Consider the following 26,833-nt stretch of genomic DNA (forward strand, 5'->3'; position numbering starts at 1 on the left):
GTGCTGATGTTCGATACCGTCCTGGTGGCCAACCGCGGCGAGATCGCAGTACGCGTCATCCGCACCCTGCGGCGGCTGAATGTCCGTTCGGTAGCCGTTTACAGCGACGCCGACGCCCAGGCCCGCCACGTCCGCGAGGCCGACGAGGCATTCCGGCTCGGCCCTGCCCCGGCCCGCGACAGCTACCTTTCGATCGAGCGCCTGGTCGAGGCCTGCCTGACCACGGGCGCCCAGGCGGTTCATCCCGGCTACGGCTTCCTGTCCGAGAACCCTGCATTCGCAACGGCCCTCGAGGTGGCCGGGGTGGTGTTCATCGGCCCACCAGCCCAGGCGATCCAGACCATGGGCGACAAAATCACGGCCAAGAACACCGTCACGGCCCACGGTGTCCCGGTGGTGCCGGGGATCGCCGAGCCGGGCCTGAGCGATGAGGACCTGATCGCGGCGGCCACCGGCATCGGCTACCCCGTCCTGGTCAAGCCCTCGGCTGGAGGCGGTGGCAAGGGCATGCGGTTGGTGGATCGCCCGGAAGACCTGGCCGCCGCAGTGATCAGCGCCCGGCGTGAGGCCGCCACCTCCTTCGGTGACGACGCGCTCTTCCTCGAACGTTTCGTCAGCAGCCCGCGGCACATCGAGGTCCAGGTGCTCGCCGACCAGCACGGCAACGTGGTGCACCTGGGCGAGCGCGAGTGCAGCCTGCAGCGCCGCCACCAGAAGGTGGTGGAAGAAGCCCCCTCACCCCTGCTCGACCCCCAGACCCGTAACCGGATCGGCGCCGCCGCCTGCGACACCGCTCGCAGCGTGACCTACGCCGGGGCGGGCACGGTCGAGTTCATCGTCTCGGCCGACCGGCCCGAGGAGTTCTTCTTCATGGAGATGAACACCCGGCTGCAGGTCGAACACCCGGTCACCGAACTGGTCACCGGCCTGGACCTGGTCGAGTGGCAGCTGAGAGTGGCCTCCGGGGAGCCGCTCGGCTTCGCCCAGGAGGAGATCCGGCTGGACGGGCACGCGGTGGAAGCCCGGGTCTACGCGGAGGATCCCGGGCGCGAGTTCCTGCCCACCGGCGGTCAGGTCCTGGCCCTCGCCGAGCCGCGCGGGGAAAGGATCGACAGCGGCCTGCGCAACGGCGCGGTGATCGGCTCGGACTACGACCCGATGCTGGCCAAAGTGATTGCCCACGGTCCGGATCGAGCCAGCGCCCTGTCCCGCCTGGACCGGGCTCTCGGCGAGACCTCCGTCCTGGGCGTCGTCACCAATCTGGCTTTCCTACGTCACCTGCTGGCCGTTCCGGAAGTCCGCAAAGGACGTCTCGACACCGGTTTGCTGGACCAGGTGGCCTCCGGCTACCAGCAGCCCGCAGTGCCCGACCTTGCCTACCTGGCCGTCGCCGCGGCGCAATGGCGGGCCCGCTGGGAAGCCGCTACCGACCTGTGGAGCCGTCCGGACGGCTGGCGGCTGGGTGATCACGCCGCCTCGTGCTTTCGCTACGCGGAGGCGGTCAAGGTGTCGCTCAGCGGAAACCTTTCCGATGCGTCGGCCGAGATCAGGGCTTCGCGCTATCACCTGGTGGTCGATGAAGACGCATTAATTGTGGACGGGCGCCGGCTGGCTTTCGTGGTGGCTGGGGACGACCCGTTCTGGGTCCACATCGACGGCGCCGACCATCTGGTGCGGCCCGCCCGGGCCGAGCGAACCACCGCTGAGGACGCGGCCTCGGCAGTGGTGAGGAGCCCGATGCCGGGGACCGTGGTGGCGGTCCTGGCCGAGGAAGGGCAGCCGGTCCGCCAAGGCACACCGTTGCTGGCCGTGGAGGCGATGAAGATGGAGCACGTCCTGGCCGCGCCGGTCGACGGCGTGGTGGAGCTGCAGGTGAAGCCCGGCGATCAGGTGGAACTGGACCAGCTTCTGGCCCGCCTGCAGGAAGGAGACCGGTGATGAGCCTGGCCGCGGAACTGCCCGACGAGTACACCCAGCTGATCAGGACGGTCCGGCAGTTCGCGCGAGAGGTGGTCGCCCCGGTGGCCGCCGAGCACGATGCCGCTCACACCTTCCCGTACGAGGTGGTGGCCGGGATGGCCGCGATGGGCCTGTTCGGCCTGCCGTTCCCCGAGGAGTACGGCGGCATGGGCGGCGACTACTTCGCCCTCTGCCTGGCGCTGGAGGAACTCGGAAAGGTCGACCAGAGCGTCGCGATCACCCTGGAGGCCGGGGTTTCGCTGGGCGCCATGCCGGTGTTCCGGTTCGGCACCGAGGCCCAGAAGCAGGAGTGGCTGCCCCGCCTGACCAGCGGACGCAGCCTGGGCGCCTTCGGCCTGACCGAGCCGGGTGCGGGCAGCGACGCCGGCGGCACCCGGACCCGGGCGGTGCGCGAGGGGGACGAGTGGGTGATCAACGGCAGCAAGCAGTTCATCACCAACTCCGGCACCGACATCACCGCGCTGATCACCGCCACCGCGGTCACCGGCCGGATCGACGGCCGCCCCCAGATCTCCTCGTTCCTCGTCCCGTCCGGCACGCCTGGCCTGAGCGTCGAACCGGCCTACCGCAAGGTCGGCTGGAACGCCTCCGACACTCACCCGCTGACCTTTCAGGACGTTCGGGTGCCGGCCGGGAACCTGCTCGGTGAACTGGGCCGGGGCTACGCTGCCTTCCTGCAGATTCTGGACGAGGGCCGGATCGCGATCTCGGCGCTGGCGGTCGGTGCGGCCCAGGGCTGTGTGGACGAAAGCGTGCGCTACGCCAGGGAACGCGAGGCATTCGGCCGCCCGATCGGTGCCCACCAGGCCGTGGCGTTCCGCATCGCCCGGATGGAAGCGCGGGCCCACGCGGCCCGTCAGTCCTATTACCACGCAGCCGCGCTGATGCTGGCCGGCAAGCCGTTCAAGAAGCAGGCCGCAGTGGCCAAACTCGTCTCCAGCGAGGCCGCGATGGACAATGCCCGCGACGCCACCCAGGTCTTCGGCGGCTACGGATTCATGGACGAGTACCCGGTGGCCCGGCACTACCGCGACTCCAAGATCCTCGAGATCGGCGAGGGCACCACCGAAGTGCAGCTGCTGCTGATCGCCCGGGAACTAGGCCTGTGACCCCGGCCTGGGGCCCGGCCTGGTTGTTCTGCCCGGCCGACCGGCCCGAACGCTACGCCAAGGCCCTCGAACGCGCCGACGTCGTCATTCTCGACCTGGAAGACGCCGTGGCCCCGCACCGCAAAGCCTCAGCCCGAGAGTCCCTGGCGAATGCCGACGTGGACTGGTCCCGCGCGGTACTGCGGATCAACGGCACCACCACCGCCGAGCACCAGCAGGATCTGGCCCTCCTGCCGCGCCTGGGAGTCCAGTACCTGATGCTGCCCAAGGCCGAAACATCTTCTTCTTTAGAGGCTTTACGACGGTACCAGGTCATCGTTCTGGTGGAGAGCCCGCTCGGCGTGGAACGAGTCGCAGACCTGGTCCAGAGCGAAAACGTCATCGGGGCCATGTGGGGTGCTGACGACCTGGTCGCCGGGCTCGGTGGGACGTCCAGCCGGCACCCCGACAGCCGGTACCGCGACATAGCCCGCTACAGCCGGGCCCGGACGCTGATGGCCGCCAAGGCATACCACCGACTGGCCGTGGATGCCGTGCACATGAACATCGCCGATCTCGACGGTCTGCGCCAGGAATGCACGGACGCAGCGGCTTCTGGTTTCGACGGGACCGCGGCGATCCATCCCAGCCAGGTCGCCGTGATCCGCGAGGCCTACCAACCTTCCCCCGAGCAAGTGCGCTGGGCCCGCGAGCTACTGCAGGCTGCCGCGGACAACCAGGGGGTGTTCACCTTCGAGGGGCAGATGGTGGACGGCCCGATCTTCCGCCAGGCCGAGCGCATCATCGCCCGCGCCTGATCGGCTCAGGCGGGCTGCAGAGCCGGGCCGAGCAGCAGGCCGCCGTCGATCACGTACTCCGACCCGGTGATGAAAGATGCGTCCGCCGAGGCCAGGAAGAGCAGAAGACGGGTGACGTCGGCCGGCTCTCCCAGCCTCGGGATGGCGAACGGGTCGGGTGAGTAGAAGTCGGCGATCGGGGCCGCCGCTCCAGCCGCCGGTTCGGTGATGAACGGCGTCGCGATCACGCCGGGGTGGATGGTGTTGACGCGAATGCGGTCTCGCCCCAGTTCGAGAGCAGCGGTCTGGGTGAGACCCCGCACGGCCCATTTGCTGGCGACGTACGGCGCATAGAACGCAGTGCCGCCCAGCCCCATCGTCGAGGCGATATTGACGATGGACCCGCCACCCGCCCGACGAAGCGCCGGCGTCGCCGACTGGATTCCCAGGAAGGTCCCGGTGAGGTTGACCTCGAGGATATTGTCCCACCGGGCCTTTTCGGTGTCCTCGATCGGAGCCGGCGGATTCTGCACCCCGGCGTTGTTCACCAGGACGTTCAAGCCCCCGAAAGCGTCCTGCGCATCCGCGACGGCCGCCTGCCAGGCGGCCTGGTCGGTGACGTCGAGACGGACGAACCGGGCCCGCTCGCCCAGCTCCTGGGCCAGCGCGAGACCTCGTTCGACATCGATTCCGGCGATCACCACGTTCGCGCCCTCGGCGTGGAAGGCCCGGACGTGGCTGGCCCCCTGACCACCACTGCCTCCGGTCACGAGCACGGTCTGGTCGGTGAAGCGGCTCATCGGCTGTCCTTCGATCGTGTCCTGGCCTGGTCCAGGCCGGATCCAGAGGTGAGTCGATTGGCTCACCACTCATCACGAAGGTAGGCGCGACGGAGAGGCGAGTCAAGCCACTCACCTCAGTACGCTGGGGGCATGAGTCCCTCCCTGTCGCCCTACCATCAGCGCGTCGCCGAGGAGAAGCGCGCGCTGATCATGGACGCAGCCACCGCGCTCTTCCTGGAACTGGGCTACGACCGAACCTCGCTGGCCCGGATCGCCGAGCGCTCAGGCGTCTCCCGGGCCACTCTCTTCAAGCAGTTCCCCACCAAGGCAGCTCTTTTCGACGCCATGATCAGCGAATCCTGGTCCACCAGCGAGAACGACGAGCCACCGGCCGCCGGCGATCTGAGCGCCGGACTCACCGCGATCGGCCTGCGCTACGCCGAACTGCTCGGGCGCCCGGAGATGGCCAACCTGTTCCGGATCGTCATCGCCGAACTGCCGCGCTTCCCCGAGCTGGCCGGAGCGCAGTTCTCGCAGGGAAAGATGCCCTACTTCGCGTCCGTCCACCGCTACTTCCTCGCCGAGCACGCGGCCGGCACGGCCCACGTGGAGGACGCCGAACTCGCGGCCACCCAGTTCCTGGGCATGATCTCGAACTACCTCTTCTGGCCCCGGCTTCTGCTTCCCGAGTGGAACGTCAGCGCCGAACGAGCGACCGAAGTGGTAAACGAAGCAGTCCGCACCGCCGTCGCGCGGTACGCCGCTGACAACTAGCCGCTCAGAAAGTTTCTTCGTAAAGACCTCTCAACTCTGGAGATGCCAAACCGCTGTAACCACAACCCTTGACCACACCGTCTTCGATCGCCACCAGATAGCCGGCCCCGGACTCGAAACCGGTACCGCCGAGCATGACTTCGGAAGCGCCGTCGGTCTGCGCGACCTCTACCCGATCAACTTCAGACCCCGCGAAAGTGCGACTGACCGCGAGGGTGACCACCCCGTCCTCAATTTTCTGAACCGTTGCCTCCACCACCAATTCGGCCTCGAGCAAGCCTTCGGCGGTGGGCGGCGCGCACTTGGCCATCATCTCCGGACCGGCACCGACCCGAACAACAACGGGGTCGCTTCCTCTCAGGCCGACGAAGACACCGGCCGCGGCAGCAGCAAGAAGTATGGACGCGGCGGCCGGCTTCCAGACGCTTCGCCGGGTTGGCGCTGTGGTCGCCCGACCGAGAAGGGCCGAGATCTCCGCGCCGGGCAAGGGCGGCAGTGAGGCGGCCGGATCAGCGCGGCGCAACTGGTCTCGTAGGTCGTCGTCGTTCACGGCTGCCTCCTCTCGGTTCTGGCATCTCTGGATTCCATGACTGATTTGAGTTTTTCGCGGGCACGATGCAGCCGGACGGTCGCTGCATTCACCGAAATTGCCAGTACTTCGGCGATCTCGGCGGGCGCCAGCTCTTCCCAGGCCCACAGCCGCAGCAGTTCGGCATCCTGCTGCCGCAGTTGATTCAGGGCAGCGCTCACCATCGGGGACGCATCGGTCTCGTTCGCCATCACTGCTTGCGGACGCGGCGGGTCAAGTCGGGCGATCCGGCCCAGCAGTCGCTCGTGCCGGTACCGCGAGCGCTCGGCATTGGCCAGGCAGTTGCGGGCGACACCGTAAGCCCAGGGCAGCGGCTCGGCCGGGATTTCCTCGAGCCGGCGCCAGCACACCAGCAAGGTCTCGGCCAGCACGTCCTCAGCGGTCGCCGCATCGGTACGCCGCGCCAGGTAGCGGCGCAACGGCTCGATCAGCGGGGCCACCAGGCCCTCGAACCGCGCCTCACGTGTCAGTGCTTCCACAACTCCCCTGTGTCCGGCCGCACCCGGATCCTTTCACCCGTTGGCTACTGGCCGAACGCCTGGTCGTAGCTCTCCCGCAGCGACGTGTCCCGCGTCGATCCGCTCAGGCAGTCCGCGATCTCGCCGTCGCTCGCGGTGATCAGGTAGTTCTCGCCCTTGGCGAAGCTCACCGCCACGGACGTCCCCTCGTGGGACTGCATGCGCACGACCTTCCCCGGCTCCCCCTGGAAGGTGCGGGTGACCCGGATGGTGACCGTTCCGTCCGTTGTTGATGCGACCTTGCCCTCGAAGGCCAGGTCGGCGCTCTTGAGGTACTTCTGGTCGATCGGGCGCATGCACCGGGCGGATGCGCCGGAGAAGGTCAGGGTGGTGCCGGACTCCTCCGGTGTGGCTGCGGGGGCGGTCGAAGCACTGGGCTTGCTGGCCGGAGCGGTCGCGCTCGGAGTAGCGGTGCTGCTCGGGGTGGTGGGGCCGGCCTCGGTGGTCTGGTCATCGCCGCAGGCGGTCAGGGCCAGGCCGAGGAGCAGGGTACTGGCGAGCAGTGCGGACTTCATGGCGGCCTCTTCGGTTCGGGTGCTGCTGTCACCCTCATATGTCCGGACGAGGCGGTGACCTTTCAGCTGCGCCACAAAAGCTGGCAGTCGGCGGCGGTGAGCTTTCCACCAGCGCGCCGACTGCCACCGTTGCGGCGAGGAGCTACCGCCAGCCGAGCTCCGGGGCCAGTTGCTGGACGACCGTTTCCAGCAGGTGGGCGTTGTAGTCCACGCCGAGCTGGTTCGGGATCGTCAGCAGCAGGGTGTCGGCCGCGGCGATCGCCTCGTCGTCGGCCAGCTCCTTGATCAACTGCTCGGGTTCACCGGCGTAGGTCTTGCCGAACCGGGCTACGCCGCCGTCGATGTAGCCGACCTGGTCCTGGCCGCCGCGGGCGGAGCCGAAGTAGGCCCGATCCTGGTCGCTGACGATCGGGAAGATGCTGCGGCTGACCGAGACGCGGGGCTCGCGGGAGTGACCGGCGGCCTTCCAGGCGTCGCGGAAGCGCTGGATCTGCTCGGCCTGGAGCTGGTGGAACGGCACTCCGGTGTCCTCGGTCAGCAGGGTCGAGCTCATCAGGTTCATCCCCTGCTGGGCCGTCCATTCGGCGGTGGCCCGGCTTCCGGCGCCCCACCAGATCCGGTCCGACAGGCCCGGCGAGTGCGGCTCGATCCGCAGCAGACCGGGCGGATTCGGGAACATCGGGCGTGGGTTGGGGTTCGCGAAGCCGGTGCCCTCGATCACCTCGAGGAAGCGCCGGGTGTGCTCACGGGCCAGGTTCGCCCCGTCCGGATCACCCTGCGGCTCGTACCCGAAGTACCGGTAGCCGTCGATGACCTGCTCGGGCGATCCCCGGCTGACGCCCAGCTGCAGGCGGCCGCCCGAGATCAGGTCGGCCGCCCCCGCGTCCTCGGCCATGTACAGCGGGTTCTCGTAACGCATGTCGATGACGCCGGTGCCCAGCTCGATCCGGCTGGTCCGGGCCCCGGCCGCGGCCAGGAGCGGGAACGGCGAGCCGAGCTGCGAGGCGAAGTGGTGCACGCGGAAGTAGGCGCCGTCCGCCCCGACCTCCTCGGCCGCGACGGCGAGCTCGATCGACTGAAGAAGCGTGTCGGCGGCCGTACGGGTCTGCGAATGGGGAGAGTCCGACCAGTGGCCGAAGGAGAGGAAACCGATCTTCTTCATACCCGTCCCCAAGGATTCGGGGACCGTTTTTCATCCCGGCAGTCAGTCGGCGAAGGAGATCTGCCGCAGGACACGGCCCAGGTTCCGGGCCAGGTACTCGCCACTGACCTGGCACACTCGCCCAGGTAGGCCCCTCGAGGCCTGAACCCCGCGGGGCCGGTGCCTACTTCCCCAAGGCACCGGCCCCGCGGCTTTTGTAGCCCACGCTCTGGCGCTGGGCCGAGGTCAGGTGCTGTGCTGGTCACCGGGTGAAGGGGGACGAGGATGCCGAGGCTGGACGATCTGCCGCTCACGCAGACGCAGGTGCTGGTGGTCGGGGCGGGGCCTACCGGTCTGATGGCCGGGCTGGTGCTGGCCCGCCGCAGGGTACCGGCGCTGGTCATCGACCACAAGTCCGGTCCTACCCGGGAATCGCGGGCCTTGGCGGTCCAGGCCCGGACCATGGAGATCTACGACCAGCTGGGGCTGGCCGAGCGGGTGCTCGACGGCGCCTACCCGGCCACCCGCATGCAGATCCGGCCCGACCTGAACCCTCAGGGCTTCGACGTGGCCGCGGCCCAGCGGGACTGGACTCGCTTTCCCGGACTGCAGATCTTCGAGCAGAGCCGCAACGAGAACCTCCTGCTTGATGCGCTGACCGAAAGGGACGCCGGCGTGCGCTGGCAGCACCGGCTCCTGGATCTGCGCTCGGACGGGCCCGATCAAGGGGTCGTGGCGCTGGTCGAGAGCCCCGACGGACTCGCCCGGATTCAGGCCCGCTGGTGCATCGGCGCGGACGGCGCCGCCTCGAGCGTACGGCGCCAGCTGAACGTGCCCTTCGAAGGCGTCACCGACAACGCCATGTTCTGCGTGGCCGATCTACGCGGCGTCACCGGGATCCCCGACCGCTCGCTGGCCATGCGACTGGGGCAAACCACGTTCGCGGTCCTGTTCCCCCTCGGCCCCGACGGCCATGCCCGCCTGATCACCATGGTGAACGACGAAATTGCAGACCAGGAAACCGTTCTGGCCAACGTCCATTCCGACCTGGGATTGACCTGGGACAAGGTCGACTGGTTCTCCAAGTACCGGGTGCACCACCGCGTCGCCACCCATTTCCGCCAGGGCGCAACCTTTCTGGCCGGAGACGCAGCCCACGTGCACTCCCCCGTCGGCGGGCAAGGCATGAACACCGGCCTTCAAGACGCCCACAAGCTCGCCAACCTGCTCGCTGACGTCGCGGATCAGCACGTCTCCCCCGCAGCCCTGGACCGCTACGAGCGCGAACGTCGGCCGGTAGCAGTACGACTGGTCAGAGTCACCGACCGCGCCTTCGGCGTCATCGCCCGCCGCGGCTCCAGCACCGCATGGCTGCGGCGCCGTGGCGGACGTCTCATGGCCTTCGCGGCACCCCGCCTCCTGACCACTGCAACCGGCGCCGCAGTAGCCGGAATGCTCGGCCAGTACCGCATCCGCTACCACTTCGTCCCGAAGAAGGCGCTCGCACCGTCGTGGGCCGACGACTCGCTCGTCGGACTGCGCCTGCCACCCTCCCCGGAAGCCGATTCTGCTCTGAGGTCTTTCAGCTGGCAGCTCCACACTTACGGGACCCCGGCAGCCCGGCCGGACGTCCCGGGTTGGATCACTGGGCCGCACGCCTTTGAGCCCGACACCAACGGACGTTTGCGGCCAGACCGCGTGTATCTCATCCGTCCGGACGGGTTCGTGGCGGCCTCGCTACCGGTGTCGGGCGGCGTGGTGGATCAGGCGTCGCTGCGGTCGGCCCTGAAGGCCCACGAGGTGCTTGACGCTGTGCCGTAATTTAGATCGGCCCGGCTCGCTTCTCGCTGACTTTGCCGTTGACGTAGCTAATTTGAACGATGTCCCAGCCGGTGGCCTCGCAGGTCCGGTAGTCACGGGTGGTGTAAGTCTTCCCCTTGTTCCGGAAGGGTGGCTCATGCAGAGTTCCCTTGACGCCGAGCGTCTTCTCGACCTTCTTGCGGCTCCAGCCCTTCTTCAGCTTCTTGTACTCGCCGCGGGTGACGCACGATGGTTCAACGATCGAGACGGATGCCCGGACCGTGGCCGCAGCCCGGTATTTCTGCGTCGGACTGGTCCAGGCCCGAAGGGAAATGCGCTGCTTCTCGGTGAAGACCGTTTTCGCATACAGACAAAGGATGGCGTCCGACGTCTTCTGTCTTTCCGAGGAGCCCTCATCGACGCTGCCCGTTATGTCGAGACGGACATCCACCCCGTTGCGGGTATCACCGTCGAAGGTCGGGCAGACGGTTACTTCGAAAGGCTTGCCGACGACGACTTTCGCGGGTGCGGTGATCGTGAGCTTCGGTCTGGGCGCGGGCAGAATGGTGTACTGAGCGGGTGCCGAGGTGAGGGTCTCCTCCACAGTTCCGTCGCTGTGGACAACGCGGGCCGAAGCCGTGCTTGTGAAGGTTCCCGTCTTGCAGAAGGACAGTTCGGCCGTCTGTACGGTGTTCTCATCGGCGTTGTCGGCCGACCAGCTCAGACGGCCCTGTTCGGTCGAGTTCTCGGGGGAAGTGTCGATCAGCGCCTGCCATTCGACGATCGAGTCGGCATCCGTACCTTGCACGTTCACGGCCACCGGCACTGCGGAACAACCGGTCACTCCGGATGCGACGACCCGCTCAGGAATACTCAGATCGATGGAAGCACCGGCCGTCCCGGCTTGTGCAGCCGGGACACCGGTCAGACTGAGGGCACCGAGCAGGCCCGTAGCGGTGATCAGCGCATGACTCTGCTTCATGGAGGGTCTTCCCCGCCTCGAGGTTCCCGGCTACTCCCGGACTCGGTCTCCCCATCGGCGGCAATCTTGAGCGCTTGCAGCCCGGGCCGAGCTCTTCAGCCGATTGCCACCCCGGACCTCCTGGCTCCGATCGCGCCGGCCCTATGCCGTTGGGATGCCGTGGAACCGGCGCCCGGTCACCTCGCTGATCTCGATCCGCACGTAACGCATCTTCTTCGACGTACCCGACCAGGTGCGAACTCCGAGTGCCTCGACCGCCGCCACCTCGTCCTCCGCGGTAAGAATCCGCGGACGCCCTTTGGCCACCACGCTCCAGGCGACGCCGCTCACCGGATCACGATCGTCGATCTCCAGGGCAACGGCGCTGCTGCGGCTCATCTCCGTGAGCTTGGACCCTTCGGCGGTCCGCAGCACGATGCTCCGGCGGTCCACCACGAAGTTCAGGGGAACGATGTCGACCCCGTCGGCGACAGCCAGAGCGAGCCTTCCGAAACCTTCCCGGGCCAGAAGTTCCCAGCATTCCTCCGGCTTGATCCGCTCGGTGCGTTCCCGAACGGACCTGGTCAAGTCAGCTTCGACAGTGCTCATGCCCGAAGCGAACCCCCGCCGCGCTCATTTTCGTAGAGTCGAAGGCCCTTTTCTCCGTTGATCCTCGAAGACGGTTTCTGCCAGGGTGCCGAACATGACTTTGCGAACCGCGAACTTCTGCATCGACGCCCACGACCCGAAGGCCCAGGCCGAGTGGTGGGCCCGGGTGGTCGACGACTTCGTTCTCGACGAGGAGGACTCCGACGAGGACGAGGTGGCGCTGATCGGCCCGGCCGGTCGGGTGATGATCTTCCTGCGGGTGCCGGAGGACAAGACGGTCAAGAACCGCATGCACATGTGCCTGCGGCCGGTCGATCGCAGCCGGGACGAGGAGGTGACTCGCCTCCTGCAGATGGGGGCCTCGATGTTCGACGACCGGCGCACCGCCGATGCAGGCTGGGCCGTTCTGTCCGACCCCGAAGGCAACGAGTTCTGCGTCCTCACCACCCCGGCCGACGCTGCCGGAATCCGGCACCACTGATCGCCCGGCCAAGGGGCGCCCTGGGCTTTTCTCTGTAGCCCACCGGGACGGTGCGGTCGGCCAGCACCGCCGATGCGCCGGATTACTCTGCGCAAGAATCGTCAAACGCCGAGTGAGATCGGTTGGTACCTTCCAGCTGTGCCGTCCCGAACCCGGGAGCTGCTGCAGCTCCTCGCCGTCGTCAACTCGCGGCTCCATGAGGACGTGCGCCTGACAACGCTGGCGAAGTGGGCGCACCGATCGCGTTTCGACCTTCATCGTCGTCTCCGGCAGTTGACCGGGCAGACCCCGAAGGCCTACATCATGCGGGTGCGCCTGGCCCGCGCGGCCGGCGAACTGGCGGCCAACGACCGCCGGGTATCAGCCATCGCGCTCGACCACGGGTTCGGCAGTCACGAGGTCTTCACCAGGGCCTTCACCCATCATCTGGGCCGGAGCCCGCAGAGCTACCGCGCCCGCGGACTGCACGTGAGCGGCCGGCAGGCGGCCGACCTCAACGCGCGGGCCGTGAACCGGGCGGCGCCCTGCGTAAGCCTCTACCGGATCAGTCTCACTGAGAGGAACACCGTTGTGCCATCGGAGATCTCGGTCATCGAACTGCCCGTCACCCACGCCCTGGTCATGCGCCGCCGGATCACCCGCGACGAGATAGCGACAGCGCTGGCCGAGACCCTGCCGGTGGTGTTCGGCTACGCCCAGCAGCACGGTCTGGCGATCGCCGGGCCACCGTTCGCCCGTTATCCGGAAATCGGGATGGGCTCGCTCGTGATCGAGGGCGGCATCACCCTCGCCGGGCCACCTTCGACGCAACTGCCCGACGAGATCGACGCGCTGGTCATCCCAGCCGGCCGGGCGGTGACGACCATCCATCGCGGCCCCTACGACACTCTGCCCGAGTCCCACCAGCAGATCGGGAAGTGGATGCGTGAGGAGGGGTTGACCGCGGACGGCGCACCCTGGGAGACATACCTGACCGACCCCGGCGATCACCCCGACCCGGCCACCTGGGAAACGCAGATCATCCAGCCCGCCCGGTGAGCAACTGAGTGATCCTCCGGACAGCGTTCACCGTCAACAACTTCCGCCGGGTCGCCGAACAGTCATGGGATCCCACGCCCTCTGCACATCCATTAACGGCCTGACGATTCCGGTGGCAGCCAGGAGATCACCAGCCGGTGATGCTTTTTGGAGAGGACAAAACCTTCGGGAAGCGAAGCGTCCGGGGCGTTCAGAGGGTGGACCGACAAGACGGGGTTCGGGCGGCCGGCGCGGTCCCACGAAGCGATCTCGTCCGCCAGCACCTGCCCGGCCCGCGCACTCTCCGGGCCGTGGGCGAAAACACCGAACTCGTAGCGGGTCCTGGCCTCGTCGACCGGCCGAGTCCGGGGCCGGTAGGCGAGCGTGCCGCCGTCCACGAATGCCGGCTGGCCGTATTGCCACTTCAGGTCCACCACTCCAGCATCCAAGGCTTCCTGGGTGGCGGTGATCTGACAGTAGGTCTTCCCTCGAGTGGCCAGCCACAGGTCTTGGTTGCTGTACTGCTCGGCCGGCGCAACCGTGATCCCGGTCCATTGCTCGTCACGAGGCTGCCCGAGCACTCCGGCCAGAGCATCGGCGTCCACTTCCTGGCCCTCGTCGCACCACAGCCCGACCCGGGGCTCCTCCTGGAGAGGCACGCTGTGCCCTCGGTTCGCTCCCTCGCCCCGCATCGCCACGAACCCGCAGGAAATGTGGCTGGTGCTCCTCAGCGACCCAGCATCGCGTTCCAAGGCCCATGACCGGGTCAACCCCATCGTCCGGATCGGCACCACCAGCCTGCCGTGATCGGCCAGCATGCTCAGCCAGGCCGGGCTGACATCCCAGGCTCCGACCGTCACGATGATCGCGTCGAATCTCCGGCCCGGGATGGCGTGCTCGGCGTCTGCGCAGATCACTTCGATGTCGGTGTAGCCGGCGGCGGCCAGGCACCGGTCCGCCCGCTCAGTGACGGCTGGGTCGATGTCGATCGAGGTGACCGATCCACCGGCACCGACAACTTCCCGGATCAGCGCCGCGTTGTACCCGCCGCTGCCGATCTCCAGCACGCGATCACCGGCCGACAGGCGGGCCTGCCCGATCATCGCAGCCTGCAACCACGGTGCCGAGACCGAACTGATCGAGACCCCGCGCTCGTCCCGGTTGGTGACGACCGCCCGGTCCCCGTAGGAGTCATCCAGCGACGCCCCCTCGGTGAACAGATGCCGTGGGACCGTTCGGACGGCCTCGCGTACTTCGGGCAGCAGGCTCAGACCCAACGGCTCGTTCCGCTCGGCTATCCGGGCGATCATCGTGTCCCGAAAGCCTTCGGCCTCCCCCTGCTTCACGTCCAGCCCCTCCCCCGGTGTTGCCGCGGTAATGCGGTCTGGCAGAACTATGCCCATCGACCGACAAGTAGGCAGCAGTACCCAGGCCACGTCCTGGATCAGAGCAGGGACGCTCTCGGCCGGTTGGGGCCGAGAGCGCCAGCAGGCGCCGGTGCTCAGGAGAAGTCGGCCGCCTTCAGCGTCTTCTTCGGCGCCTTGACCGTCACCTTCTTGTTCCAGGCGGAGTAGGTGACCCGGCTCTCCGGATCCCGGTAGCCCGCCAGCCGGTACGTGCCGTCGGCAGCGATCAGGAGCGTTCCCGGGTAGCCCTTCTCCTTCAGGCCGACCGTCTTCTTGTAGCCCTTGACCTTCGCCCCCTTCACCTTGGTCAGGCCGCTCTGCTTTCCGGACAGGACGAAGATGTCCTGGGTGTAGGTCTTCATCGAGCCCAGCGCGAAGGCGTCGTCCAGGCCGTCGCCCTTCTTGAAGGCGAACCAGCGGCCGGCCAGACGCTCCTTGACCGCCTTGTCGCCACCGGCGATCTCGTTGAGCATCTTCTTGCCCGGCTTGAAGTAGCCCTTCTTCTTGCTGACCAGGATCAGCTTCATCGAGCCGTCGGCCGGGGTGGAGATGGTTCCGGTGGCCTTACCCGCCTGCGTCATCCGCAGGTCCACCTTCACGTCCCCGCCCTTGTCCTCGAAGGTCGCCTGCACCCGGACCGTCTTGGCGCCCTTGGCCTTCTTGCGGGAAGCCTTGAAGATCTGGACCGGCGTCTTGGCCGCTGCGGCCTGGACCTGCGGGGCAGCGGTGGCGGACGGAGCGACCGCCTGCTGCACCACGGGCGCCGGAGACTTCTGCGCGGCGTTGGCGTCACCGCCCTGTCCGCCGATGCCGGCGAACAGCACCGCGCCGCCCAGAACGGCGGCACCCGCGCCGGCCAGGATGCGGTTGCGCGGAGATCTCATAACTCTGACTGCCATAGGGCGAATCCGTTCGCTGAGGTTCGGAGCGCCTGCGCACTCACGCAGACACCTGGTGCGGCAGAGAGAGAGAGAATCCCCCCGGACGCCCGCGTCAGCCTAGAATTTGCTGTGAACCCGCGTAGGGGCTTTCGTCCAATATGTGACACCTTGTTCTCAGGACCCCCTCAGGCGCACCTCTACGGCCTGCGGCCGGGACGCCGCCTGGACCTAAACGCGGATCAAGCACCAGTGCATGTCAAAAATCATTGACATTCGTCCGCGGACGATCCTAGCTTCGAGGTGTCAAGTTTCTTTTACATGAGGAGCGCGATGTCCTCCGAGGAGAAGCGCACCTGGGTCTCCGCCGTGGCCGGCCTGGCCGTCTCCGCCGGATACCTGGTCTTCATCCTCTCCCGGGTACCCGGCACCGACGTGGCGCAGATCGGCTACGTCGGGCCGATGCTCGGCGCGATCGGGATCGGGATCGTCACCGCCATCGTGCTGTCGATCATCGCCTCCGTCGTCCGGCCGCAGGACCCTGCCCTGAAAGACGAACGGGACCGCGAGATCAACCGGCGCGGCGAGTACGCCGGTTTCTACGTGATGAGCATCGCCACGCTCGTCCCGCTGGCCCTGACCATGGCCGAGGCCGAGCACTTCTGGATCGCGCACACCCTGTACCTGGCGTTCGTCCTGGCCTCGCTGGCCTCGGCCGCCGTGAAGATCACCGCCTACCGGCGAGGGTGGTAGCCGATGGGGAAACCGACCAGGGTCACCAACTCCATCCGGACGCTGCGCGGGGCGCACGGCGACATGACCCAGGCCGAGCTGGCCCGCCGGATCGGCGTCACCCGACAGACCATCATCGCCATCGAACAGTCCCGGTACTCGCCATCTCTGGAGGTCGCCTTCCAGATCGCGCGGGTGTTCCAGGTGCCGCTCGACGACGTGTTCGCCTACCCCGAGAACGACCCGTGAACCACCAGATCGAGAAGGAGCCGAGGATGCACCCGATCGTTCGCACCGCCCGGATCACCGGACTGCTCTACCTGGGCATCGTCTTCACCGGCATCGGATTCTACTTCCTGCTGCTGCCCGAGCTTTTCGCGGCCGACAAGCCCGGCCTGACCATGGCCAACCTGACTCAGCACGAGGGCCTGGCCCGCGCGATCGTCGCCGTGGAACTGCTCATGGTCATCGTCCAGACCCTCACCGCGGTCTGGTTCTACCTCCTGTTCCGCCCGGCCACCCCCTCCGCCGCAGCCGGCATCGCGGCCTTCGGCCTGGTCAACGCGGTCGTCGCGCTGGTCAGCGCCGGCCTGCTGGCCACCGCGCTGCAGATCTCGCTCGATCCCTTCGGCGACGCCACCTTCACCGCGCACACGCTCTACCTGATCAGCGACAACATCTGGGACGTCGGGGCCCTGTTCTTCGGCCTGTGGCTGATCCCGATGGGCTGGTGTGTCCTGCGCTCGGGGTGGATGCCGGCCGCCCTCGGCTGGATCCTGGTGGCCGGTGGGGTCGGTTACATCCTGAGCGCCTTCGTCCGCTATCTCCTACCCGACGCCGACCTCGTCGCCGAGGCCCTTGCCTATCCCGCCACCGTGGGCGAGTTCTGGATGGTCGGTTACCTGCTCATCCACGGGGTCCGCCGACGAGCCCTCGGCCAGGTTTCCGTCAGCCCGGCCGCACCGGCACCGACAACTGCCTGAACCCCAACCGATGGACGTTTGTGCTCGCCTCGGTGAGCACGACGTCCATCGGTCTGTGCTGACTGGCCGTGCACCCCCGCATGAATGAATTTCACAGGATCCAGCCCACCAAGATCCCCACAGCCAGCCACCGGCCGACCACTGCCCGTGCTTCACCCCAGCTCAGCAGGGGGGTGGCGAATATTTTCACAAAGACCTTCCGGCGGGCCCGCACAGCCGGCACACACTCCATTGACAGCGGCGAAACACCTCCGCAATCTCCTCGTATCGCTTCTCGGCGCTGACTCCAAAAGTCAGTCAGCGTCACCCGGTTCAGCCGACCGGTAGGTCCGTCGCGGTCATTCGCCGTTGCGGTGGATCGAGCCATCAGGAGAAAACGCATGAACAAACTCAGGGAACGTGTGGGACGACTGCGCCCACAACGTCTGTTGGCCGGCGCAGCGGCCGTGGCAGTGGTGGGCGCGGGGGTATCGCTCATATCGAGCGGTGCGGCCGTCGCCGCGCCCGGATGCTCGGTGGCCTACTCGGCGAACTCCTGGGGTTCCGGCTTCACCGCCAGCATCGACATCACCAATGCCGGTGACCCGATCACCAGCTGGACCCTGGAGTTCGACTACGCCGGCAACCAGGCCGGGGGCTCGGCCTGGGGTGGCACGCTGACCCAGACCGGCAAGCACGTGAAGATCGTCAACGCCGCCTACAACGGCAGTCTGGCCACCGGCGCCAAGACGAACGTCGGCTTCAACGGCACGTATTCGGGGACCAACGCCAACCCGACCAGCTTCACCCTCAACGGTGTCGCCTGCAACGGCGGTACCAACCCGTCGCCGACGCCCACGGTCGAGCCGACCGTCGAGCCCACGGTCGAACCCACCCCTCAGCCCGGTACCCACCTCGACAACCCTTACGCAGGGGCGAAGTGGTACGTCAACCCGGACTGGTCGGCCAAGGCCGCGGCCGAGCCGGGCGGCAGCGCGATCTCGAACCAGCCCACCGCCGTCTGGCTGGACACCATCGCCGCCATCAACGCTCCCGCCGGTTCCGGCTACACCACCAGCCTGCGAGGCCATCTCGACAACGCCCTGGCCCAGAACGCGACTCTCGCCCAGTTCGTCATCTACAACCTGCCCGGCCGGGACTGCGCGGCGCTGGCCTCCAACGGTGAGCTCGGGCCGACGGAGATCAACCGCTACAAGACCGATTACATCGACCCGATCGCGGCGATCCAGGCCGACCCGAAGTACGCCTCGATCCGGATCGTCAACATCGTCGAGATCGACTCCCTGCCGAACCTGGTGACCAACGCGGGCAGCGCCGCCGGTTCCACCGAGGCCTGCCGGACGATGCTGGCCAACGGCAACTACTCCACCGGTATCGCCTACGCCCTCTCGAAACTGCGTGCGGCCGGCTCGAACACCTACAACTACATCGACGCCGCACACCACGGCTGGCTCGGCTGGGACAGCAACTTCGCCCCGGCGGCGACCCTGTTCGCCGAAACCGCGAAGAAGGCCACCGGCGGCGTCAACACGGTGGACGGCTTCATCACCAACACCGCCAACTACTCGGCCCTGAGCGAGCCGTTCGTCAAGATCGGCACCACCGTCAACGGCACCACCGTGCGGCAGTCGAAGTGGCTGGACTGGAACCAGTACACCGACGAGCTGACCTTCGCCCAGGCGTTCCGCAACCAGCTGGTCTCGGCCGGATTCAACTCCAACATCGGGATGCTGATCGACACCTCCCGCAACGGCTGGGGCGGTTCCGCCCGGCCCACCGCGGCCAGCACCTCGAACGACCTGAACACCTTCGTGGACGCCTCGCGGATCGACCGGCGGATCCACGCAGGCAACTGGTGCAACCAGAGCGGTGCCGGTATCGGCGAACGCCCGAAGGCAGCCCCGGCCAGCGGGATCGACGCCTACACCTGGATCAAGCCGCCGGGTGAGTCGGACGGTTCCAGCTCGCTGATCCCGACCGGCCCGAACAACCCGGGCGGCAAGGGCTTCGACCGGATGTGCGACCCGACCTACACCGGTAACGACCGCAACGGCAACAGCCTGAGCGGCGCCCTGCCCAACGCCCCGGTCTCCGGGGCCTGGTTCTCGGCCCAGTTCCGCCAGCTCCTGGCCAACGCCCACCCAGCGCTGTGATCCGGGCTCGGTAGCACCTGAACGCCCCGTCCCGGCCGGAATTCTCGGTCGGGACGGGGTTTTCCAGGCCAGGTTCCTAGGTGGACGAGCGGATGACCAGTTCGGTGTCGAGGATCTGATCCTCGGCCGGCCGGCCGCCGGAGACGACCTGCTCGAAAAGCAGTTCGGCAGCCAAGGCCCCGAGCCGCTCGACCGGCTGGCGCACCGTGGTCAGCGGCGGATCGGTGAACGCGGCGGCGGTCACGTCGTCGAAGCCGATGATGGCCACGTCGCCGGGAATCCGCCGACCGGCCTGACGCAGAGCCATCATCGCGCCGATCGCCATCGGATCCGAAGCAGCGAAGACGGCGTCCAGGTTCGGGGCTTGATCGAGCAGCAGTCGCATGGCGTTCTTCCCGCCCCGCGGAGTGAAGTCCCCGGCCGCGACCAGAGGTGGCCGGCCGGCTTCGGCGAGCGCATCGAGATATCCCGTGAGCCGATCCCGGGCGGCCGGCAGATCCGACGGACCGGCGATCAGGGCAATTTTCTTGCGGGTCTTCAGCAGCAGCTCGACGGCAGCCCGTGCTCCGCCGCGGTTGTCCACGTCGACGAAGGGCATGTGCACCCCTTCCACCGGACGCCCGGCGGCGCGGATCGGTAGTCGGGTGCCGGCCAGAGTCAGGGCCAATGGATGCGGGCCGTGCACCGAGACCAGCAGAACCCCGTCCGATCCTCCGCCGAGCAGGTGCTTCTCCGTAGAGGCGAAGACCGGGCTGGCCGCCGACAGCAGCGGCAACGGGACACCACGCCCGGCCAGGTAGGTCTCGGCCCCACTGATGAAGCGCAGGAAGAACGGGTCGTTGAACATTCGGGTGGTGGGCTCGCAGACCACCGCGGCAATGATCGGTGGATGCCGGCTGTCGCCGGGTCTTTCCCCGCGACGGAGATATCCCAGACGCGAGACCGCCGAATAAACCTGCCGTCGAGTGGTGTCGCTAACGTGCGCCGAACCACTCAACACACGAGAGACCGTGGCCGGAGAAACACCTGCTTCCGCGGCGACCTCAACCATGGTCATTTTCTTGGCCGTTGTCGTCTCCTTTGACGACCTGCACTGCCTCGTGCAGGGTGGGCAAGCAATTAGCTGAATGGTCACATGCACTCGGTGCATCGGCAAGAGTGACCTGTCGTTGGGCGTTCCCGCTCCGGGAGCTTGTGCAGTTCAAAGATTTTCCGGGATTTCGGGGCAACCTTTTGCCGGCGCCGGACGACCGTCACGGCAGGATCGTTGTGGGCCGATTTCTTTCTCGGCCAGAAGTACGGGTGGGACTTTGTGCGAGGTCTGATTCCTGAATGCTTTTTTTGGGGGGGGGTGGAGAGACGTCCGACGTAATTCAGCCGAGGCGCCGCGTCGGCCACCGCGCGAGATCTGCCTCCAGGAGCGCCGGGTCGCGCAGAGGTGGCACCTCATCGAGGATTTCGAGTCGGGTGATCCGCTCGATGCGGAAACCGCGGATCGCATCGCGGAGCCGGCACCAACCGGCCAGCAACCAGGTGTCCCCCGCGCGCACAAGTCCCATCGTCTCGACATCACGTTCGGTGCTGGTGGCCGGATCCGGGCCACCGTTCGCATCCTCACCCAGGTAGGTCAGCCGCACCACGCGCCGGGCGGCGATCACGTCGGAGAGCATCCCCAGCGGCACAACGTCATCCGTCGCCGCGACGGCGTCGATGACCTGCATCATTCCGAGCATCTTCTGGACCGGTGCTCGGTGTTCCTCATTCATGACGGCAGCGATCTTGGCGTGGGCCCGCCGGGCGGCTCCTTGGTACGGAGAGGATTCCAGGAGCGCGAGCCCGGCGAGCACTGCCAACGACTCGGCGGCCGACAGATTCAGCGGAGGCAGGGAGTACTCACGCAGGATCGAGTAGCCACCGGCCACTCCGTGGTCCGCGTAGATTGGCACTCCGGACAGCTGGAGCGATTTGATGTCACGCTCGATGGTTCGCGTGGATACCTCGAACTCGCCGGCGAGCCGAGCGGCGGACCACGGCCGACGCGCTCCGCGGAGCAGGTCGACAAGGGCATACTGCCGCTCGGCTCGCTTCATGCCTCAAGTCTGGCAGGCAACTGCCCGAGGTCCGGCGTCAGCTGCGCATACTGCGCTGTCCGCCGACCGACCAGGCCCGCCGGATCCGGCCGTCCGCGTCGAAGTCGAACACGTCAACCCCGCCTACGTGCAACTCGCCCATCTCCATGTCCCACAGCAGCCGGCCATGGTCGCCGTCGATGGCGTCGGCGATGTTCGTGAAGACGACGCCCGGGTGCTGTCCGTGCCACCAGGCGAGGTACTTCGCAAAGTCCTCGGCGGTGCGGATCTCGTCCGCGGGGGTCGACCCGTCGGCCTCGGTCATCGCGAAATGAATACGGAAGTCGTCCGCGCAGATCTCTCGCGCGATCTCGCCGTCGGTGTTCCACATCTTCAGCCAGAGGTCGAGCGAGTGCCGGGCGGTCGAGCTGGTCGTGGGGTTCGCGTTCTCGGTCATGCCTGCACTCTTCGGCCCCGACGCGACAACAGTATGTCGGTGCTCCGGAAACTCGCTCGGCGGTCCGATCGGCGGGAGCAACTCCTCGACGGCCGGTTCAGGCGGCCGGTTCAGGTAACGACTCGACTTCGTTCCATCATTTGCCAGGCAGAGCCCGGGCCGGTCACCAATACTGACTCGCGCCCAGACCCACCATGACGACTGCGGACCGACATCCGCGGAGTGTGAGAATTCAATGACGTACAACCCGAGCCAGACGTACGCCCCGGCCTCGTACAACGGGCCCCTGCCGAAGCGCCGCAACATCTTCGCCGTGTGGCTGGGCCTGCCCCTGATCACCCTGGGCATCTACAACCTGGTCTGGTACTACAAGATCAACAACGAGACGCGGATCAACCCGGCCTCCGACGTCAACCCGGTCGTCTCGCTGATCGCAGTGACTTTCGGGGCGTGGATCCTGGTGCCGCCGTTCGTCAGCATCTACCGCACCGGGCAGCGCATCGCGGGCGCCCAGCAGGCGGCCGGGCTGCCGCCCACCTGCAACCCGGTGCTGGGACTGGTGCTGATCTTCGTGTTCGGCACCTTCCCGCTGTACTACCAGTCCGAGATGAACAAGATCGCCTCGCGCTGACCTCGTCCGGCGGTCGGGCCCGGCCAAGTCCTCCGAGCCCGACCGCCCGCATCCGAGCCGTGCGCTGAAACGGCCGATCGGCTGGTCATTCTTCGGCTTCCGAAGCGCCCCGGCGAGCGGGTCTGGCTGCGCGCCCTTCAACCGGGCGACCCGGCTCCGGGCGCGTAAGGGACAGCATTCGCTGGCCTTTCCCGGCTGCTTTGAGGTGGGCCGTCAGCACCACGTGCCGCTTGGGCGCGGATGATCCGGAAAGCCTTTCGTGGACCAGTTTCGCTGCTTCCACCCCCATTTCCCGGGCCGGAAGCTGCGCGGCGACAGCGGCCAGCGGCGAAAGCCCTTCGGGGCCGCCGTCGTCCATGCTGGCCAGCTCGACGTGCCCGGGAAGCTCCAGTTCGGGGGTGACCAGATCCCCGATGAGCACGCCCATCGTTGCCGCATTGGCGCAGATGACGGCGCTCAGGCCCTCGGGTTCGGCGAACATCCTCTGCAGACGTTCCCGGCGCCGGGGCTGGGACATGTCGAAGTAGCTGTCCAGGACCGAACGCTCGGGAAGCTCGGGCAGCCCGGCCTCGCGCAGGGCACGAAAGTATCCGGTACGGCGGTCCCGAACGCTCGTGGTGTCCCGCTCGCTCCACAGCAGGGCCGGGGCGCGATGGCCACGGCCGATGACGGCCGCGGTGACCTCGAAGCCGATGGCGAAGTCGTCGAAGACCACCGCATCGGTGGCGACGCCCGGGTAATAGCGATCCACCAGCACGACGGCAACGCCTCGGGACTGTAGTTCGGTGACCACCCGGCCGGCCCGCGAGCCGTCCCACGGATACAGCACGACCGCATCGGCGCCGGACTCGGCGACCTCGAGAAGGGTTCTCTCCTCGTGGTTCTGGTCGCGGGTGTTCGCGACCAGGAGCCGGTGGCCCAGGCGCGCAGCCTCTGCGGCGAGGCCTCTCTGCAGAATGTGCTTGTGCCCATCGCTGTCCGGGCTGACATAGGCGATCGTCGTGGATCCCGGCCGGGCCCGGGCAAGGTCCGGGGGGCGGGGCGCGACGAAGGTGCCCTGGCCTCGCTTGCGAACCACGACCCCTTCGGCGACCAGTTCGCTCAGGGCCCGCACCGCCGTCGTGGTGGAGACCCCGAACTGCTCGACGATCTCGCGCTGGGTGACGAAGGGGGTGTCGGGATTGTACTCGCCACGGGCGATGGACTGCCGCAGAGTCTCTTTCACCCAGTGAAAGAGACTGACGCCGGGCGGTCGTGCTGGGGATGTCATGACTTCGCCTCTCACCGTGATGCCGCGCCCGCCTCCGGCAGAAGCTTCTCACGCATCGCTTGACGCATTAAAGGGTGATGCTTACGGTCAAAAAGGGTAAATCTCAACGAGGAGGCCCCGTGCACGATGATCGCGTCCACATCGAACGCCGGATCCGTCGCATCCTTGACGAACGCCTGCGACCATCCGTCCACGGCGCCACCGCGCCCCTGGACCTGGAATTCTGGGAAGCTCCCGGCGAGCCCGTGCCCGTCAAGGAAGGCCTGGCGGCCAGCTACGGGGAGGCCAAACCGGGGCATGTGTGGGGTCCGGTGTGGGGCACGACCTGGTTCCATCTGACCGGAACCGTCCCGGCCGACTGGTCCGGCCGCGAGGTCGAGGCGATCATCGATCTGGGTTTCTCCACCACCGGACCGGGCTTCTCCGCCGAGGGCTTGGTGATGCGCCCGGACGGTTCCCCGGTCAAGGCTCTCCACCCGCTGTCGACCTGGGTACCGATCACCGAGGCGAACGTTGACCTCTACGTGGAAGCAGCGTCCAACCCCGACATGTTCGCCGAGGGCTTCGGCGTTCCGCACGGCGTCGGGACTGCCGTGGGCGACATCGAGACGGCCGATCAGGAGCCGCGGTACCGGGTGCGGCGGGTGGAGCTGGCCGTTTTCGAGCGTGAGGTCTACGAACTCGTCCTGGACCTGGAAGTTCTCGACCAGCTCATGCGCGAGCTGAGCACCGGCGACCCGCGCCGCTGGAACATTCTCCGGGCGATCGAGGCCGGACTCGACGCGATCGACCCTCGAGACGTCGTGGGAACGGCCGGGGCCGCGCGCGAGGCGCTCCAGCCTGCCCTTGAAGCACCGGCGGTGGCCAGTGCGCATCGGGTCAGCGCCGTGGGGCACGCCCATATCGACACCGCCTGGCTGTGGCCGTTGCGCGAGACCGTCCGCAAGGTCGCCCGGACCGCCGCCAACGTCACCCAGCTCATGGACGCCCACCCCGAACTGGTCTTCGCGATGTCCTCGGCGCAGCAGTGGGCCTGGATGAAGCAGCACCGCCCGGCCGTCTGGGAACGGATGAAGGAGAAGGTCGCAACCGGCCAGTTCGTGCCGGTCGGGGGCATGTGGGTGGAGTCGGACACGAACCTGCCGGGTTCCGAGGCGCTGGCCCGTCAGTTCGTCCACGGCAAGCGGTTCTTCCTGGACGAGTTCGGGATCGACACCCAGGAGGTCTGGCTACCCGATTCCTTCGGCTACACCGCCGCCCTGCCGCAGCTGGTCAGACTGTCCGGCTCGCAGTGGTTCCTGACCCAGAAGATGTCCTGGAACCAGATCGACAAGTTCCCGCACCACACGTTCTGGTGGGAAGGGATGGACGGCACCCGCATCCTGACGCACCTGCCGCCCGTGGACACGTACAACTCCGACCTGTCCGGCAAGGAACTCGCCTACGCGGTGCGCAACTACGCCGAGAAGGGCGTGGCCAACCGCTCACTGGTCCCGTTCGGCTACGGAGACGGTGGCGGAGGACCCACCCGCGAGATGATCGGACGCGCCCGCCGGCTCAAAGACCTCGAGGGCTCATCCCGCGTGGAGATCGAATCCCCGTCAGCCTTTTTCCGTAAAGCCGCCGAGGACCACCAGGCCCCGTCGGTCTGGGCCGGGGAGATGTACCTCGAGGGCCACCGGGCCTGCTACACAACGCAGCACGCCACGAAGGTCGGCAATCGCCGCAGCGAGCATCTGCTGCGCGAAGCTGAACTCTGGGCAGCGACGGCAACCGTCCGCACGGGTGTGACCTACCCGTCGGCGCAGCTGGACCTCATCTGGAAACGGGTCCTGACGCACCAGTTCCACGACATCCTGCCGGGCACCAGCATCGCCTGGGTGCACCGCCAGGCCCGGACGGAGTACGCAGAGATCGCTGCCGAACTGGAACAGATCATCGGCGACGCCCAGCGGGCTTTGGCCGGGAACGCGGACGCCTCCACCTTGGTCACTTTCAACGCTGCCCCGCACGCACGTGACGGCGTTCCGGCCGGAGGGGGTGAGGTCGCACCAGTCGCACCGCACTCGCCCACCGATCTTCGAGACGCCGACGCGGGAATCGTGCTGGACAACGGGCTCATTCGAGTCGTCGTCGACGAACGCGGCCTGATCACCTCGGCTGTCGATGCTGCCACCGGCCGTGAGGCCATCGCTCCAGGATCAGCGGCGAATCTGCTGCAGTTGCACCATGATTTGCCCTACGAGTGGGACGCCTGGGAGGTCGACCGGCACTACCGGTACGCGGTCACCGACCTCACTCAACTCGAAGCGCTCACCAGCGGCCAACGTGAGGACGGGGTGGCCTGGATCGAGATCGTCCGCACCTTTGGTGCGTCCCGGGTCACGCAGACCCTTTCCCTCTCCCCCGGCGCCCAGCGGCTGGACATCGACACCGAGGTCGACTGGCAGGAGTGCGAGAAGTTCCTCAAGGCAGCCTTCCCCCTCGACGTGCGGGCCGACGTCTCCACCGCCGAGATGCAGTTCGGATACGTGCAGCGGGCCACGACCACGAACACCACCTGGGAACGGGAGAAGTTCGAGATCCCTGCCCACCGCTACCTCCACGTGGGCGAACCCGACTACGGCGTGGCGGTCGTCAACGACTCTACCTACGGGCACGACGTTTCTCGGACCGTCCGTGACGATGGCGGCACCACCACGACCCTCAGGCTCTCGCTGCTGCGAGCGCCGCGGTTCCCGGACCCACAGACCGATCTGGGCATCCAGCGTGTCAAATACGCGCTCGTGCCCGGGGCTTCCCTCTTGGACGCCACCCGGGAAGGGCACTGGATCAACCTGCCGGGCCGTTCCGTTCCCGGTGACCGCCCCGTCACCCCGCTCGTCGAGATCGACGAGAGCGGAATCGTCCTCAGTTCAGTGAAACTCGCCGAGGACGGCAGTGGTGACATCATCGTGCGCGTCTACGAATCGCTCGGAGTCAGGTGCCGCAGCCTGCTCCGGGTGGACGCCGAGTTCGGTTCCTGGTCGGTTGTCGACCTCCTCGAGCGTTCGCTCGACGTCCCGCCGAACCTGGTCCAAAAGACTGAGGAAGAAGGCGCTTTCACCGTCTCGCTGCGCCCCTTCCAGATCGTCACCCTGCGGCTGCACCGGTCCTGAAGCTCCTCGTTCTTCCACCCTCGACAATGATGTCAGGCCTTGGA

Annotated in this window: 26 protein-coding genes; 13 read left to right on the forward strand and 13 right to left on the reverse strand. The window is 67.4% G+C overall.

The features are described 5' to 3' along the window. Positions 1 to 6: 6 nt before the first annotated feature. The 3 genes from LR394_RS07100 to LR394_RS07110 are packed head-to-tail and all read left to right on the forward strand — an operon-like array spanning position 7 to position 3,886. Complete coding sequence (locus LR394_RS07100; RefSeq protein WP_231439727.1) at positions 7 to 1,938, forward strand: acetyl-CoA carboxylase biotin carboxylase subunit; 1,932 nt, start codon at positions 7 to 9, stop codon at positions 1,936 to 1,938. Continuing rightward, the gene (locus tag LR394_RS07105) at positions 1,938 to 3,089 is read left to right on the forward strand and encodes an acyl-CoA dehydrogenase family protein (protein WP_231439729.1); all 1,152 of its coding nucleotides are present in this window, start codon (positions 1,938 to 1,940) and stop codon (positions 3,087 to 3,089) included. Before LR394_RS07100 ends, LR394_RS07105 begins: the two co-directional genes overlap by 1 nt. Next, positions 3,086 to 3,886 carry an HpcH/HpaI aldolase/citrate lyase family protein gene (locus tag LR394_RS07110; RefSeq protein ID WP_231439731.1) on the forward strand — a complete coding sequence of 267 codons (801 nt, stop codon included), beginning with the start codon at positions 3,086 to 3,088 and terminating at the stop codon, positions 3,884 to 3,886. The genes LR394_RS07105 and LR394_RS07110 overlap by 4 nt, the downstream gene beginning before the upstream one ends. Before the next feature lie 5 nt (positions 3,887 to 3,891). Here the strand turns inward: LR394_RS07110 and LR394_RS07115 are convergent, their stop codons facing one another. Next, positions 3,892 to 4,665 (reverse strand): SDR family NAD(P)-dependent oxidoreductase, encoded by a 774-nt coding sequence (locus tag LR394_RS07115; RefSeq protein ID WP_231439733.1) that lies wholly within the window; start codon positions 4,663 to 4,665, stop codon positions 3,892 to 3,894. A 132-nt stretch (positions 4,666 to 4,797) separates the two neighbouring features. Here LR394_RS07115 and LR394_RS07120 point away from each other — a divergent pair, with 132 nt between their 5' ends. Beyond that, positions 4,798 to 5,421 (forward strand): TetR/AcrR family transcriptional regulator, encoded by a 624-nt coding sequence (locus tag LR394_RS07120; RefSeq protein ID WP_231439735.1) that lies wholly within the window; start codon positions 4,798 to 4,800, stop codon positions 5,419 to 5,421. Between the two features lie 4 nt (positions 5,422 to 5,425). Here the strand turns inward: LR394_RS07120 and LR394_RS07125 are convergent, their stop codons facing one another. From LR394_RS07125 to LR394_RS07140, 4 genes are all read right to left on the reverse strand, one after another. Continuing rightward, positions 5,426 to 5,971, reverse strand: a complete 546-nt coding sequence (locus LR394_RS07125; protein ID WP_231439737.1) for a hypothetical protein — start codon at positions 5,969 to 5,971, stop codon at positions 5,426 to 5,428. Next, a complete protein-coding gene (locus LR394_RS07130; protein WP_231439739.1) occupies positions 5,968 to 6,450 on the reverse strand; it encodes an RNA polymerase sigma factor in 483 nt (160 codons plus the stop codon). The genes LR394_RS07125 and LR394_RS07130 overlap by 4 nt, the downstream gene beginning before the upstream one ends. A gap of 83 nt (positions 6,451 to 6,533) precedes the next feature. Beyond that, positions 6,534 to 7,043: a hypothetical protein gene (locus LR394_RS07135; RefSeq protein ID WP_231439741.1), complete on the reverse strand. Its 510-nt coding sequence runs from the start codon at positions 7,041 to 7,043 to the stop codon at positions 6,534 to 6,536. A gap of 142 nt (positions 7,044 to 7,185) precedes the next feature. Continuing rightward, positions 7,186 to 8,205: an LLM class flavin-dependent oxidoreductase gene (locus LR394_RS07140; protein ID WP_231439743.1), complete on the reverse strand. Its 1,020-nt coding sequence runs from the start codon at positions 8,203 to 8,205 to the stop codon at positions 7,186 to 7,188. Positions 8,206 to 8,469: 264 nt separating this feature from the next. On the opposite strand from LR394_RS07140, the gene LR394_RS07145 reads away from it, so the two are divergent. After that, complete coding sequence (locus LR394_RS07145; protein ID WP_231439745.1) at positions 8,470 to 10,005, forward strand: FAD-dependent monooxygenase; 1,536 nt, start codon at positions 8,470 to 8,472, stop codon at positions 10,003 to 10,005. A 1-nt stretch (position 10,006) separates the two neighbouring features. Here the strand turns inward: LR394_RS07145 and LR394_RS07150 are convergent, their stop codons facing one another. Then, on the reverse strand, positions 10,007 to 10,966 hold the full coding sequence (locus LR394_RS07150) for a hypothetical protein (protein ID WP_231439747.1): 960 nt from the start codon (positions 10,964 to 10,966) through the stop codon (positions 10,007 to 10,009). A gap of 141 nt (positions 10,967 to 11,107) precedes the next feature. Continuing rightward, the gene (locus LR394_RS07155) at positions 11,108 to 11,554 is read right to left on the reverse strand and encodes a pyridoxamine 5'-phosphate oxidase family protein (protein WP_231439750.1); all 447 of its coding nucleotides are present in this window, start codon (positions 11,552 to 11,554) and stop codon (positions 11,108 to 11,110) included. Between the two features lie 94 nt (positions 11,555 to 11,648). Here LR394_RS07155 and LR394_RS07160 point away from each other — a divergent pair, with 94 nt between their 5' ends. Together LR394_RS07160 and LR394_RS07165 are read left to right on the forward strand one after the other, a co-directional pair. After that, positions 11,649 to 12,035: a VOC family protein gene (locus tag LR394_RS07160; RefSeq protein ID WP_231439752.1), complete on the forward strand. Its 387-nt coding sequence runs from the start codon at positions 11,649 to 11,651 to the stop codon at positions 12,033 to 12,035. A 138-nt stretch (positions 12,036 to 12,173) separates the two neighbouring features. Further along, positions 12,174 to 13,073: an AraC family transcriptional regulator gene (locus LR394_RS07165; RefSeq protein WP_231439754.1), complete on the forward strand. Its 900-nt coding sequence runs from the start codon at positions 12,174 to 12,176 to the stop codon at positions 13,071 to 13,073. Between the two features lie 92 nt (positions 13,074 to 13,165). On the opposite strand, the gene fxlM is transcribed toward LR394_RS07165, so the two are convergent. Further along, on the reverse strand, positions 13,166 to 14,398 hold the full coding sequence (gene fxlM / locus LR394_RS07170) for a methyltransferase, FxLD system (protein WP_231439756.1): 1,233 nt from the start codon (positions 14,396 to 14,398) through the stop codon (positions 13,166 to 13,168). Between the two features lie 155 nt (positions 14,399 to 14,553). Further along, entirely contained in the window at positions 14,554 to 15,342 is a 789-nt protein-coding gene (locus tag LR394_RS07175; protein ID WP_231439758.1) for a hypothetical protein, read from the reverse strand. 327 nt (positions 15,343 to 15,669) lie between these two features. Here LR394_RS07175 and LR394_RS07180 point away from each other — a divergent pair, with 327 nt between their 5' ends. The 4 genes from LR394_RS07180 (at position 15,670) to LR394_RS07195 (ending at position 19,204) form a co-directional block, all read left to right on the forward strand. After that, positions 15,670 to 16,089, forward strand: coding sequence for a hypothetical protein (locus LR394_RS07180; protein ID WP_231439761.1), 420 nt, complete (start codon positions 15,670 to 15,672; stop codon positions 16,087 to 16,089). 3 nt (positions 16,090 to 16,092) lie between these two features. Next, positions 16,093 to 16,317, forward strand: coding sequence for a helix-turn-helix transcriptional regulator (locus LR394_RS07185; RefSeq protein WP_231439762.1), 225 nt, complete (start codon positions 16,093 to 16,095; stop codon positions 16,315 to 16,317). A gap of 26 nt (positions 16,318 to 16,343) precedes the next feature. Next, the gene (locus LR394_RS07190; protein WP_231439763.1) at positions 16,344 to 17,051 is read left to right on the forward strand and encodes a DUF4386 domain-containing protein; all 708 of its coding nucleotides are present in this window, start codon (positions 16,344 to 16,346) and stop codon (positions 17,049 to 17,051) included. Positions 17,052 to 17,431: 380 nt separating this feature from the next. Further along, on the forward strand, positions 17,432 to 19,204 hold the full coding sequence (locus LR394_RS07195) for a glycoside hydrolase family 6 protein (RefSeq protein WP_231439765.1): 1,773 nt from the start codon (positions 17,432 to 17,434) through the stop codon (positions 19,202 to 19,204). A gap of 76 nt (positions 19,205 to 19,280) precedes the next feature. On the opposite strand, the gene LR394_RS07200 is transcribed toward LR394_RS07195, so the two are convergent. From LR394_RS07200 to LR394_RS07210, 3 genes are all read right to left on the reverse strand, one after another. Continuing rightward, on the reverse strand, positions 19,281 to 20,261 hold the full coding sequence (locus tag LR394_RS07200) for a LacI family DNA-binding transcriptional regulator (RefSeq protein ID WP_407936994.1): 981 nt from the start codon (positions 20,259 to 20,261) through the stop codon (positions 19,281 to 19,283). 316 nt (positions 20,262 to 20,577) lie between these two features. Continuing rightward, a complete protein-coding gene (locus LR394_RS07205; RefSeq protein ID WP_231439769.1) occupies positions 20,578 to 21,294 on the reverse strand; it encodes a helix-turn-helix transcriptional regulator in 717 nt (238 codons plus the stop codon). Positions 21,295 to 21,331: 37 nt separating this feature from the next. Next, a complete protein-coding gene (locus tag LR394_RS07210; protein ID WP_231439771.1) occupies positions 21,332 to 21,730 on the reverse strand; it encodes a nuclear transport factor 2 family protein in 399 nt (132 codons plus the stop codon). A 235-nt stretch (positions 21,731 to 21,965) separates the two neighbouring features. Between LR394_RS07210 and LR394_RS07215 the strand changes: the two genes are divergently transcribed. Then, entirely contained in the window at positions 21,966 to 22,361 is a 396-nt protein-coding gene (locus LR394_RS07215) for a DUF4234 domain-containing protein (RefSeq protein ID WP_231439773.1), read from the forward strand. 85 nt (positions 22,362 to 22,446) lie between these two features. Here the strand turns inward: LR394_RS07215 and LR394_RS07220 are convergent, their stop codons facing one another. Continuing rightward, positions 22,447 to 23,586, reverse strand: a complete 1,140-nt coding sequence (locus LR394_RS07220; protein WP_231439775.1) for a LacI family DNA-binding transcriptional regulator — start codon at positions 23,584 to 23,586, stop codon at positions 22,447 to 22,449. 164 nt (positions 23,587 to 23,750) lie between these two features. On the opposite strand from LR394_RS07220, the gene LR394_RS07225 reads away from it, so the two are divergent. After that, entirely contained in the window at positions 23,751 to 26,789 is a 3,039-nt protein-coding gene (locus LR394_RS07225; RefSeq protein ID WP_231439777.1) for an alpha-mannosidase, read from the forward strand. Positions 26,790 to 26,833 lie beyond the last annotated feature (44 nt).

It is taken from the genome of Kineosporia babensis, from assembly GCF_021129305.1.
Lineage (GTDB): Bacteria > Actinomycetota > Actinomycetes > Actinomycetales > Kineosporiaceae > Kineosporia > Kineosporia babensis.